The sequence below is a fragment of the Bdellovibrio sp. CKG001 genome (assembly GCF_055397465.1).
In genome coordinates this window covers 1,146,925-1,159,116 of the sequence record NZ_AP029173.1, presented here as the reverse complement: position 1 = coordinate 1,159,116, position 12,192 = coordinate 1,146,925, and the positions used below count along the sequence as shown (strand labels likewise).

Sequence of the window (12,192 nt, the reverse complement as noted above, 5' to 3'; positions counted from 1 at the left end):
TAGCTGTGAACAGGCTTTTTATCCACTCTGAAAGGCGCAACATGAGGTGTGTGACACAATAAACAGTCCATAGCTAGTTGAACTTGTCTGCCCTTGCAGACAATGTCAAAATGAATCATGGCAAAAGTATTAATCTACAAGAAAAACCCTTGTCCTTACTGCGATCGCGCAATCAACTTCCTGACTGACAAAGGAATTGCCCACGATATCGTGGATTTGACGGACAAGCCTGAAGAAATTGACAGAATCAAAAACGAAACCGGCTGGAGAACCGTCCCCATCATCATGATCGATGGCAAACTGATCGGTGGCTATACTGATTTGAAAGCTTTGGACGAAGAAGGCAAATTGATGCCTCTGTTGAAGACGGAATAACGCGGCAGTTGGTGCTCACAATGCTTCTACTGACGAAGCTCCGTGCGTAAGCTCATTTCCACGGGGCCTTCGAAGAACTTCTGCACACCTTGGATCATTTCATCGGTTGTGCGTGCTTTGGCACAAACTCCCACCAGGAAATTTCCAAAAGGCAGCCACACGCTGGTGGTGCGCACATAGAAGCGCACTTTTCTCATCGCCAGATCTTCGCCAAAGTAATGACGACTGCGCTCGATCAACTTAATCAAAACACGCCCGTATTCAGCGCCTTCTTCTTCGGAAGTGCGCGGAGCTTTCTGCCCTTCTTTTCCGGCCGGGGCTGCAAAACCCAACTCTTCCCCCAACTGCCATAGCATCCAGGGGCGCGCCGCCAAACCACGGCCGGCCATCGCCATGTCGCAACCGGTTTCACGCAACATCAGAATCGCATCTTCCACGGTTTGCACATCGCCATTTCCAATGACCGGGAAATCCACAGCGCGATGAAGCTGTTTGATTTGTTCCCAGTCCGCACTGCCACGACGCTTTTGCGCGGCCGTGCGCGGATGCAGACACACCCAAGCCGCGCCGGAATTTCGTAAGCCTGAAACAAACGTCAAAAGTTCGTCGAATTCTTTGGTGCTTCCCACCGCCCGCAACTTCACACTGACCGGCACTGTGGAGTTTTTGACGGTCATACGCACCACTTCGGCGGCGTAGGTCGGATCGCCCATCAACGCCACACCATAATTGTGCTTCAGAGCTTTTTGCACGGGGCAACCCATATTGATATCGATGGCTTCAGCACCCCACTCGATAAGGCGCTTAACACTTTCTGCGATGGGTCCTTCTTCATTGCCAAGAATTTGCGGCACCAGTCCGTTTTCATTCGGACTGCGCATGGTTTCAGGAGTTGTTTCAAGATTTTCGCCGGGGACGCGGCGAGAGTTCAGCATTTCTGTGGGCCAGATTGTATAAGCGTCAGCAGGAAGATATTCCCGCATAACCTCACGCAAAGCCACATGAGTCAGCCCCACCATCGGGGCCAGACACAACGGGAAGTTTACTTTTCCACCCAGAACAGGGCGATGCAGACCCAGCTTCATGGCCCCTTCAAGATTTCAAAATTACTTTACGGCCGCTTGGCCAAGAAAATCCGGAGCCCACTTTTTGACAGCCTCGTAGGAACCGAATAACAAACCGGAGAAGAACAAATCACCATAGATTTGATTATCAAAGAATGGCAATCCCGCCACCAGACATTGGAACAATCCCGCTGGAGTGGGCGCATACATGGTTCCCATCACCCAAACACCAAAGTTGGAGATCAGGAAGAACAACGAACTGGTCACCAATGAAAGGCCGGCAATTTTCGCCGCGCCCTTTTGATCACGCAAGTTCCAACCCAAAATTACAACTATCGCGAAAGCCAGATACACAAAGACCATCGTGTTATGGAAGCCCAACACCAGATCACTTAGGAACAAAGCCGCCAAAGGAATCAACAAAGACTGCTTTTTGGATGGGAAGTAAGCCCCGCCAAACAACGCCATCGCACCAATCGCGGTGAAGTTCCAAGGGTGAGGAATCAATCGGCTGAAAGCCGCGCCAAGAACCATCAAGATCAAAGTCATTAATCGTGTATTCATGACGCGCAAGCTATCACCTATTCATACGATTGTCCACCAGTTCTTGAACCACCCCTGGCTCAGAAAGTGTTGTAATATCGCCTAGTTGATCCGGGTGGTTTTCAGCAATCTTGCGCAAAATACGACGCATGATCTTGCCCGAACGGGTTTTTGGCAATCGTGGTGCCCACTGAATCAAATCCGGTGTGGCAATGGGACCAATCTCTTTACGAACCGTTTGCACCAGTTCTTTGCGCAGATCTTCGCTCGGAGTTTCCCCCGTGCGCAAAGTCACAAAGGCATAAATCCCCTGCCCTTTGATGTCGTGCGGGTACCCAACCACTGCGGCCTCGGCCACTTTCGGATGAGCCACCAGAGCCGACTCAATTTCAGCCGTCCCCAGTCGGTGCCCAGACACATTGATCACATCATCCACGCGGCCCGTGATCCAGTAATATCCATCCTCATCACGACGACAGCCGTCTCCCGTAAAATAGAAGCCGGGATAGTTCGAAAAATAAGTGTCCTCAAAACGCTTATGATCGCCGAAGACCGTGCGCATTTGTCCTGGCCAGGAATCCGCAATCGCCAAAACGCCCTCTCCCGGGCCTTGGATTTCCTGCCCCTCATTCGTCAAAAGCTTCGGCTGAACACCGAAGAAGGGCAAGGTCGCAGAACCTGGCTTTTGCGCTATGGCTCCAGGAAGTGGCGTGATCAGGATGCCTCCGGTTTCTGTCTGCCACCAGGTATCCACCACCGGACAGCGCCCTTCCCCGACCACGTCATGATACCAGGCCCAGGCTTCGGGATTGATGGGTTCGCCGACCGAGCCCAACAAACGAAGTGTCTTGCGGGATGTGGATTTCACATGCGCATCCCCCTCACGCATCAAAGAACGAATTGCCGTCGGAGACGTATAGAAGATCGTCACCTTGTGTTTATCCACCACTTCCCAGAAACGGGACGGGGTTGGATAATTCGGCACGCCTTCAAAGAACAAGGTGGTGGCTCCGTTTGCCAGAGGTCCGTACACAATATAGCTGTGACCGGTGACCCAGCCCACGTCCGCTGAACACCAATAGATGTCATCTTCGTGATAATCAAAAACATACTTGTGAGTCACACTGGCATAGACCAGATAACCACCCGTCGTGTGCAACACCCCTTTGGGCTTTCCGGTCGAACCGGAGGTGTAAAGAATAAACAGCGGATCTTCCGCATCCATCGCCTCTGGTTCACACTGATCACTGACGGACTGCACTTGCTCATGATACCAAAGATCACGACCCGGTTTCATTTCAACATCATTGCCAGCATATTTTACGACCAGGACACTTTTTACATCCGGTGTCTTCAAAAGAGCTTTATCAATATTTTCTTTCAGCGAAATCACCTTGCTGCCGCGATAACCGGCGTCCCCAGTGATTACAAACTGACAGTGTCCATCCAAAATACGATCCGAAATTGAGTCCGGAGAGAAACCGGCAAAGACCACAGAGTGAACCGCTCCGATCCGTGTGCACGCCAGCATTGCGATGGCTGTTTCAGGAATCATTGGCATGTAGATAGTGACAACATCGCCTTTTTTTACGCCCATCTTTTTTAGGACATTGGCGAAGCGGCAAACTTCACGATGCAGTTCCTTATAAGTGATCGAGCGGGCTTTGACCGAAGGATTGTCCGGCTCCCACAACAGGGCCACTTTATCCCCGCGCGTTGCCAGGTGGCGATCAATGCAGTTGGCCGACACATTCAGCTTTCCCCCCTGAAACCACTTGATGTGCACAGGCTTCTTAAAGCTGACATCTTTGACTTTGTCCCACTTTTTGATCCAGTCCAAGCTCTCTGCCTGCTCTGCCCAAAAGGCTTCGTTATTCTTGACTGAGCGTTCGTACATTTCCTTGTACTTTGACTCATCAATCCAGGCCTTCTTTGCCACCTCAGCGTTTACGGGATAAATCTCTTTGTGCATAGTCACCTCAGTATCTATTTATCGTAAAACAAATGAGAATCAGGTCAAACACTAACGCTGAGGATAGTTGGTAAAAGCACTTCCGCTTTGAACTCAGCCTGAATATACTAAGCACAACCAAGGAAATTTCAGACGGGAGCACACGTGGCTTTGCAGATTCAACATTTCTTCGATCCTGGAACATCGACCCTGACTTATGTGGCCTATGACACGACATCGAAAGACGCAGTCATCATCGACCCCGTGTGGGACTTCGATGCAGCCTCAGGGCAGCTTTCAACCAAGTCTTTGGAAGCAGTCATGAGTTTTCTCACAAACAAGGATCTTCGTCCCCACTATGTGCTTGAGACCCATGCTCACGCGGACCATATTTCCAGCTCACAGCTTTTTAAAAAGCACTTTCCCCACATCAAGGTGGCCGTCGGCAAGAGGATCACCGAAGTGCAGGGTATTTTCAGCAAAACATTCAACATGAAAGACCTGGACACCACGGGCAAAGATTTTGATCGACTGTTATCGGAAAATGAGGAGTTTTCTGCTGGCACCTTAAATATTAAATACTTCCAGACACCCGGGCACACTCCGGCCTGTGGCTGTTATCTGATTGCGGATGCCGTCTTCACGGGGGATGCGATCTTTATGCCTGATTCTGGAACGGGCCGCTGCGATTTCCCCGGGGGAAGCGCCGAAAGCCTCTATGATTCTGTCACCCAGAAGATCTACAAGCTTCCAGATGAGACTCGCATCTTCGTTGGCCATGACTACCAACCTCAGGGACGCGAACTTCAGTTTCAAACAACTGTCGGAGATCAAAAAAGAAAGAACATTCAACTGACGGCTGAAACGGCCCGCGAGCAGTTTCTTAAGTTCCGCAAAGAGCGCGATGCCACGCTGAGTGCTCCGAAGCTTTTACTTCCCAGCATTCAAGTCAATATCAGAGCGGGTCACCTGCCCGCCCCTGAATCCAACGGGCAACGATATTTAAAAATTCCTGTCAGCTGATGTGCTGACAGGAATTTCCTAAGCCGTTTTACATTTTCTGAATTTGATCGATCAGGATAAATGTACCCATTAAAAGAACGAAGACGCCGAATCCTTTTTTCAGTGCGGTTTCAGAAACCTTCTTAGAAAGTTTCATACCGATAAACAGGCCGACGACTGCAATTCCAGCAACACTTAACAACAGTGTCCAATCAATCACGGTCCCCTGCTGCAAATCGCCGATGAATCCCAACAGGGATTTTGCGGCAATAATAAACAGGGAACTTCCCACGGCCAGCTTCATTGGCAGACCGACCAGCAGAACCAAGGCCGGAATGATCAAGAACCCCCCGCCAGCTCCGACGAATCCAGTCACACCACCAACCAACAAACCTTCCAAAGCGATCAGGCCAATTCTTGCCTTCAAGCTCATGTCAGATGCCGTCTTAGGCTTGCCCTTGGATCGAATCATGGAAACCGACGCAGCCACCATCAGCACGGCAAAGATCGCCATGATCAAAAGCGCCTTTGAAATTGTATGCTCTCCAATCGAAAACACCGGATCAGGCAGATTGGGCATAACAAAGGCCCTGGTCAGGTACACACCGACGAAGCTTGGCACAGCAAAGATCATCGCGGTTTTGAGATCCACCTCGCCGCGCTTCAAGTAGAAGGCACCGCCCACCAAGGCCGTCAAGCCCACGATGAAAAGTGAATAGGCCGTTGAAAGGACCGGATCCACGCCAAACAGGTAAACCAGAATCGGCACCGTCAGAATAGAGCCGCCGCCGCCAATCATGCCCAGACTCAACCCCATAAAGATAGACGCTATGTAGCCGAGGATTTCCATAACCAACCTCACTTCTGAAGCTTAAGCTTCTTATCAACCAGACGGAACAGATACATTCCGACCAGCATGCTGATGACAAAATAGACAACACGCGGTTCAAAACTTGCCAGTGATGTCACCGCTGGTCCCGGACAGAATCCCGCCAGGCCCCAACCCGCACCAAACAAAACAGCTCCCACCATCAACGCCGGCGTTAGTTCCGTTTTCGTCGGCACGTGCCATTTCGTATCCAACAAAGGAGTCGGTCTTCGGCGAATCAGTCGGTACGTCACAAAGTGCACGGCGATAGCCCCCGCCATGACAAACACCAAAGAAGGGTCCCAGTTACCAAAAAGATCCAGGAAGCCCACAACCTTTTGAGGCTGAGTCATCCCCGAAACACCAAGACCAATTGCAAACACAAAACCTACAACCAAAGCTGCCAACGCATTTTTCATGACAACACCCCCAAAGCTCTAAACAATGCCACTGCACCCATACCCGCCGCGATGAAAGCCAGCGTAGCCACCAAAGATCTTGGTGACAGACGACTGATTCCACACACACCGTGTCCGCTGGTGCAACCGCTGCCCATGACTGTTCCAAATCCGACTAACAAACCTGCAGCAACCACCGTCCAATCGGCCGTGGCCAGCTGCCCGGAAAAGACCTCTGGATGAGATACTTTCATCGCCAATCCACCCAGGAAAAGTCCTCCGACAAACATCACTCGCCATAAAGTGTCTCCCTTCAAGGGCGACAAGATCCCGTTGATGATGCCACTGATGCCCGTCACACGGCCATTCCAGTAAAGCATCAAGGAAACAGCCATCCCGATGATGCCTCCTCCAATAAGTGCGTTTATCCATTCTTGCTGCATATTTACTCTCCTTTATTTCTTTCAACTAAAAACTTTTTTTCATTCCAACGAATCATCCCACCGGTCATGTTCACTGTAAACCGATAGCCTAACTTTTGACTTTCAGCGGTTGCCTGCCCCGAGCGTCCGCCACTGCGACAGATGAAGACGATTTCTTCACTGCGATCCCCTTTTTCAAGGAATGCCGTCAGTTCAGGCCCCAGCGTCACCAGCTCCGCTCCGGCAATGTGACCATACTCCCCATTAAATTCATCGGGGCGTCGCACGTCGATCAAACGAACGTTGCCAGCCACCGCCGCTGGTAATTTGTTATGAACATCATCCACACTGACCTCTGGAATTCCATCTACCGTTTGTGGATGAAAGACCCTGTGATCCCGTGGAACCCCGCAAGCCAAATTGGCTGGCACCGCTTCATGGATCTTGCGAGGATTGGCCAGCTTCAGATCTGACATGATCTGCTGAAACTGCTCTTTGCTAATCCGCTCATTCAGGCGCGGGTTGTGCATCTTCTCGGTGCCAATCGTGGAAGAGGTCATTCCTCGATAGTCATGCCCGGGATAGACGATGGTTTCTGCCGGAAGCTGGTACAGCTTACCCGTCACACTGTCATACAATCTTTCAGAAGATCCTTGTTGGAAGTCCGTACGGCCACAGCCCCGGATCAACAGGGCATCTCCTGTAAAGGCCCGACCTTCAAATACGTAAGTCATACAGGTGTTGGTGTGACCTGGAGTTGCCAGTACGTGGATCTTTTTATCCCCCAACAGTAGCTCTTGTCCGTCTTCCAGCGGGATGTCCACGCAATCAACCTGGGCATCTTTGCTGACCGCCGTTTGCACACCGGTCCGACGGCGAATTTCACCCGCCCCCGTGATGTGATCCGCGTGAATGTGGGTGTCGAGCACATACATCAGACGAAGCCCCAGCTCTTCAATCAGCTTCAGATCACGATCGACAGTTTCCAGAACCGGGTCAATCAAAGCGGCTTCTTTGCTTTTTGGATCCGCAATCAGATACGTGTATGTGGAAGATTCGGCATCGAAAAGCTGATGAAAGATGATGTCGTTTTTCATGGCTTCTCCTTTATTTAAGTATTGTTCAACGATGGCCTCAACGCCATTTCCGGCCAGAGGCTTCTTCAATTGGGCCCATCTTTCGCACCGGGACAGCAGAACACAGTTCTCTGTTTCTCCACAGCGGCGTCCCAGTTCCTCCAGAAGATGTTCTGGAGCCACCAGCACCGCCAGTCGATTTCCCAGGGATCCCACTTCTTCTTCCAGGTGGGTCAGGGGCACCCATTGGGCTCCAGGAATATGTCCCTGCAGGAAAACTGCACGATCTCGAAGATCCAGAATCTTCAACAAGTGCGGCTCGGTCGCCCAGATGTTGTAAACTTGCTCACAGCTTATTTGGTTTAATGACTTCGTTTCCATGGGCTCATAATGGCATACCGATGTGTTCTGGAGTGATGTCCTAGGACATAATGAACCTTAAAAAAATCAGCCCCCGTCCCAGATCGAGATCCAGTCCAGGAATCCAGCAAATGACACACAACAATTATGTCCTAGGACATCACGACACGGGGCCGCTTCGGGATATAGTCGTTTTATAAAGATTCCGATCCTGAAAGGAGATACTCACATGAAACCAGCAGTAAAAGAATTCTTCGATAGCGCCACATGGACACTGACTTATGTTGTCTACGACACCGCATCTAAGGATGCTGTGATCATTGACCCTGTGTGGGACTATGATCCCGCAGCTTCGAAGATGAGCACCGCCTCGGCAGATGCTGTTTTGGAGTTTGTGAAAACCAACAATCTGAAGGTTCACTATATTCTGGAGACACACGCGCACGCCGACCACGTGTCAGGATCCCAGGTCCTGAAAAAACACATCCCCGGAGCGAAAGTGGGAATTGGCGCCAAAATCACAGATGTTCAGAAAGTCTTTAAAAATGTTTTTAATCTGGACAAAGATTTTCCAACGGATGGCAGTCAATTTGACCTGCTTCTTGAGGAAGGTAAAGCCCTGAACGCGGGGACTTTGAAAATTGAAACACTTTACACCCCCGGCCACACTCCGGCTTGTGCAAGCTATGTCATCGACGACAATGTCTTTACCGGAGATGCGCTTTTTATGCCTGACTATGGCACCGGTCGCTGTGACTTCCCCGCAGGAAGCGCCGACGCTCTTTACACCTCCGTCCACGAGAAGCTTTACACGCTGCCAGATCACTACAAAGTTTTCGTCGGACACGACTACCTTCCCAACGGCCGTGAACTTCAGTTCCAAAGCACCATCGGAGAAGAAAAGGAAAAGAACGTACAACTGGGCATGAAAACGACTCGTGAACAATTCGTTGAGTTTCGCAACAATCGCGACAAGAAACTGGCGGCCCCCCGCTTGCTTCTGCCCAGCGTTCAAGTGAATATCGATGCGGGCCATCTGCCTAAACCCGAAGACAACGGAACCCGCTACTTAAAAGTTCCTTTGAAGGAGTAACCATATGAAATCTTTTTTGGGCCTGCTCAGTTTGATTATCGGCACGAATACGGGAGCCGCTTCGGCTTCCCCAACAACGACAGTGGATCGAAGCAATGTTGTCATCATTGATGTCCGCACACCTCAGGAATACAACCAGGGACATGTCGATAAGTCTTTAAATATTGATTTTCTGAACGCGGATTTTAAAACGCAGATTGCAAAGCTTGATAAGAACAAACTTTATGGCCTGTACTGTCGCAGTGGAAACCGCTCTGGCCAGGCTTTGAAAGTGATGAAGCAGATGGGCTTCACCCAGGTGGAGAACCTGGGCAGTTTGGAACAGGCACGTCGTGCACTTACTTCGGGATGGCCTCGTTAAGCAGGTCATCCTTTTTCAGCAGAACAATCTCGCGCCCTTTTTGTTCGATCAAGCCTTCATCAGCAAAACGTGCCAGGGTGCGAATCACCGTCGGGGTCGTTGTCCCACAGAAATCGGCGATTTCCTGACGAGTCCATGAATAATCTGGATGCAGCTCTTTCAAGTACACCAAAGCCTCAGCAATGCGAGCCGGGGCGTCTTTTTCACTAAGAACCAACTGCTTGGCTTCAGCCTGACGCAGCTCCTTGGACAAGGTTTCCAGCAGCTTTTCCGCCAGATCACAGTTCCCCTTCATCAAAGTGCGCATTTCACTTTTGCTCATAAAACGAATTTTAGACTCATCAATAACGGTGGCTGTGGCGTGATACGGTTCATTGGCAAAAAGGCTGCGATGGCCAAAAATCTGTCCTGCCCGGAACAGACGGACCAGATGATCCTTGCCGGATTCACCCCACAAACCCAAACCCACCAGTCCAGATTCGACAAAGTAAAGATTCTGAGGGGTCTCCCCGGAGCGGTAGATCACATCCCCGCGGTGATAGGTCTTCCAGGCAGCCTGAGCAAAAAGATCTTTGAATTCCATGCCTGACAGCATAACACGGGCCCCGACCCCAAAAACAAACAAAAAAGGCCGGGTTTCTGACCCGGCCTTCTTCGTTTTTGACTATCTAAGTCTTAGTTGACGTCTTTGTAGTCAGCGTCGATCACATCGTCGCCGCCTTTGTTCGCAGAAGAGTCCCCTTCGGCTTGATCAGCCTGCTGTCCTTCAGCACCTGGTTGCGCGCCCTGCTTCTTATACAGATCAGAAGTCAGTTTGTGTGTCAGGTTCTGAAGTCTTTCGAAGGCCCCTTTCAACTCATCACCAGAAGCGGCTTTGTTTTCAAGGATCTTCTTGGCATCAGCCAGAGCTTCATTCGCAGATTTGACCTCAGCTTCAGGCAACTGAGAGCCGGAATCTTTGATCAATTTTTCAGTCTGGTAAACCAAGTTGTCCAGATTGTTTCTTTGCGTTGCCGCTTCTGCTTTACGTTTATCTTCTTCCGCATGGCCTTCAGCGTCCGCGACCGCACGTTTGATCTCGTCCTCAGACAAACCGGACTGAGCCGTGATCTTGATCTGCTGGGACTTGCCAGAAGACATGTCTTTCGCAGAGACGTGCAAGATACCGTTGGCGTCGATATCGAAGGTCACCTCAACCTGAGGCACACCACGTGGAGCTGGTGGAATACCTACCAACTCGAAGCGACCCAAAGTTTTGTTGTCGCTAGCCATCTTGCGCTCACCTTGAAGAACGTGGATATCAACTGCTGGTTGATTGTCGGCTGCTGTCGAGAACACCTGGGATTTCTTGGAAGGAATCGCCGTGTTTCTTTCGATCAGAGTCGTCATCACGCCACCCAAAGTCTCGATACCAAGGCTTAGTGGAGTCACGTCCAACAGAAGAACGTCTTTCACGTCACCGGCAAGAACGCCCCCTTGAACCGCAGCACCTACGGCCACAACCTCATCCGGATTCACAGAACGGTTCGGTTCTTTACCGAAGAATTCTTTAACCGCTTTCTGGATCGCCGGAATACGAGTGGAACCACCGACCAAGACAACTTCGTCGATTTCAGAAGCCTTCAGACCAGAGTCTGCCAAAGCCTTCTTACAAGGCTCCATGGAGCGTCTTACAAGGTCTTCTGTCATCTGATCAAACTTCGCGCGAGACAGTTTTGTCTGCAAGTGTTTAGGACCAGACTGATCAGCTGTGATGAACGGAAGATTGATCTCTGTTTCCTGAGCGGAAGAAAGTTCGATCTTCGCTTTCTCGGCAGCTTCTTTCAGACGTTGCAAGGCCATTTTGTCATTTTTAAGATCGATGCCCTGGTCTTTTTTGAACTCAGAGATCAACCATTCCAGGATCACTGTATCGAAGTTGTCACCACCCAGGTGAGTGTCACCGTTGGTTGCGCGAACTTCAACAACACCGTCCCCAACCTCAAGGATGGACACGTCGAACGTACCACCACCGAAGTCGTAGATAACGATTTTTTCGTCTTTTTTCTTATCCAAACCGTACGCCAATGCCGCCGCTGTCGGCTCATTGATGATACGTTTGATTTCCAGACCTGCGATACGACCGGCATCTTTTGTCGCCTGTCTTTGCGCATCGTTGAAATAAGCAGGAACGGTTACAACCGCTTCTGTTACCGGCTCACCCAAATAGTCTTCAGCGACTTTTTTAAGTTTAGCCAAAACTGCCGCACCAATTTCTTCCGGAGAAACATTTTTACCCTGAACCTTGAACGCGCAGTCGTTGCCTTTAGCAACCACAGTGTAAGGAACAAGTTTGATTTCTTCCTGAACCTCTTCAAATCTGCGGCCGATGAAACGTTTCGCAGAATAGATCGTGTTCTCTGGATTCGTCACAGCCTGACGTTTAGCGATTTGACCCACCAAACGGTCACCATCTTTGGTGTATGCGACGACGGAAGGAGTGGTACGAGCGCCCTCTTCATTCACGAGAACTTTGGGCTCACCGCCCTCCATGATCGCGACGCATGAGTTCGTCGTTCCTAAGTCGATACCAATAATTTTACCCATACCTTATCTCCTTAAAACAGCTGCTTGAGGACTTGCCCAACCAGCTAAAAATACTATCCAATTCAGTCATTTCTAATGTGGGTCCGGCTTTGA

13 protein-coding genes are annotated in these 12,192 nt (G+C 50.4%); 4 read left to right on the top strand and 9 right to left on the bottom strand.

All coding sequences use genetic code 11. The features are described 5' to 3' along the window. Nucleotides 1–117 precede the first annotated feature (117 nt). Nucleotides 118–375 carry a glutaredoxin gene (locus ACZ50P_RS05750; RefSeq protein WP_464117651.1) on the top strand — a complete coding sequence of 86 codons (258 nt, stop codon included), beginning with the start codon at nt 118–120 and terminating at the stop codon, nt 373–375. Nucleotides 376–401: 26 nt separating this feature from the next. Here ACZ50P_RS05750 and ACZ50P_RS05745 read toward each other — a convergent pair whose 3' ends face one another. Genes ACZ50P_RS05745 through acs form a run of 3 tightly spaced genes read right to left on the bottom strand, consistent with a single transcriptional unit; the run spans nt 402 to nt 3,954 of the window. Beyond that, nucleotides 402–1,460 (bottom strand): tRNA dihydrouridine synthase, encoded by a 1,059-nt coding sequence (locus ACZ50P_RS05745; protein ID WP_464117653.1) that lies wholly within the window; start codon nt 1,458–1,460, stop codon nt 402–404. Nucleotides 1,461–1,481: 21 nt separating this feature from the next. Beyond that, nucleotides 1,482–2,003 carry a DUF6580 family putative transport protein gene (locus ACZ50P_RS05740; protein WP_464117654.1) on the bottom strand — a complete coding sequence of 174 codons (522 nt, stop codon included), beginning with the start codon at nt 2,001–2,003 and terminating at the stop codon, nt 1,482–1,484. A gap of 13 nt (nt 2,004–2,016) precedes the next feature. Next, nucleotides 2,017–3,954 carry an acetate--CoA ligase gene (gene acs, locus ACZ50P_RS05735; RefSeq protein WP_464134190.1) on the bottom strand — a complete coding sequence of 646 codons (1,938 nt, stop codon included), beginning with the start codon at nt 3,952–3,954 and terminating at the stop codon, nt 2,017–2,019. 144 nt (nt 3,955–4,098) lie between these two features. Between acs and ACZ50P_RS05730 the strand changes: the two genes are divergently transcribed. Next, nucleotides 4,099–4,956, top strand: a complete 858-nt coding sequence (locus ACZ50P_RS05730; RefSeq protein WP_464134187.1) for an MBL fold metallo-hydrolase — start codon at nt 4,099–4,101, stop codon at nt 4,954–4,956. Between the two features lie 28 nt (nt 4,957–4,984). On the opposite strand, the gene ACZ50P_RS05725 is transcribed toward ACZ50P_RS05730, so the two are convergent. Genes ACZ50P_RS05725 through ACZ50P_RS05710 form a run of 4 tightly spaced genes read right to left on the bottom strand, consistent with a single transcriptional unit; the run spans nt 4,985 to nt 8,080 of the window. Next, the gene (locus ACZ50P_RS05725; protein WP_464134185.1) at nt 4,985–5,785 is read right to left on the bottom strand and encodes a sulfite exporter TauE/SafE family protein; all 801 of its coding nucleotides are present in this window, start codon (nt 5,783–5,785) and stop codon (nt 4,985–4,987) included. Nucleotides 5,786–5,793: 8 nt separating this feature from the next. Then, nucleotides 5,794–6,222, bottom strand: coding sequence for a DUF6691 family protein (locus tag ACZ50P_RS05720; RefSeq protein WP_464134183.1), 429 nt, complete (start codon nt 6,220–6,222; stop codon nt 5,794–5,796). After that, nucleotides 6,219–6,644, bottom strand: a complete 426-nt coding sequence (locus ACZ50P_RS05715) for a YeeE/YedE family protein (RefSeq protein ID WP_464134181.1) — start codon at nt 6,642–6,644, stop codon at nt 6,219–6,221. Before ACZ50P_RS05715 ends, ACZ50P_RS05720 begins: the two co-directional genes overlap by 4 nt. A gap of 2 nt (nt 6,645–6,646) precedes the next feature. Continuing rightward, a complete protein-coding gene (locus ACZ50P_RS05710) occupies nt 6,647–8,080 on the bottom strand; it encodes an MBL fold metallo-hydrolase (RefSeq protein ID WP_464134180.1) in 1,434 nt (477 codons plus the stop codon). Between the two features lie 208 nt (nt 8,081–8,288). On the opposite strand from ACZ50P_RS05710, the gene ACZ50P_RS05705 reads away from it, so the two are divergent. Both ACZ50P_RS05705 and ACZ50P_RS05700 read left to right on the top strand, forming a co-directional pair. Continuing rightward, a complete protein-coding gene (locus ACZ50P_RS05705; protein WP_464134177.1) occupies nt 8,289–9,152 on the top strand; it encodes an MBL fold metallo-hydrolase in 864 nt (287 codons plus the stop codon). A gap of 4 nt (nt 9,153–9,156) precedes the next feature. Next, nucleotides 9,157–9,513, top strand: coding sequence for a rhodanese-like domain-containing protein (locus ACZ50P_RS05700; protein ID WP_464134175.1), 357 nt, complete (start codon nt 9,157–9,159; stop codon nt 9,511–9,513). Here the strand turns inward: ACZ50P_RS05700 and ACZ50P_RS05695 are convergent. Then, entirely contained in the window at nt 9,491–10,096 is a 606-nt protein-coding gene (locus ACZ50P_RS05695; protein WP_464134173.1) for a Crp/Fnr family transcriptional regulator, read from the bottom strand. The genes ACZ50P_RS05700 and ACZ50P_RS05695 overlap by 23 nt on opposite strands. 92 nt (nt 10,097–10,188) lie before the next feature. Continuing rightward, a complete protein-coding gene (dnaK, locus tag ACZ50P_RS05690) occupies nt 10,189–12,099 on the bottom strand; it encodes a molecular chaperone DnaK (RefSeq protein WP_464134171.1) in 1,911 nt (636 codons plus the stop codon). Between the last annotated feature and the right edge of the window lie 93 nt (nt 12,100–12,192).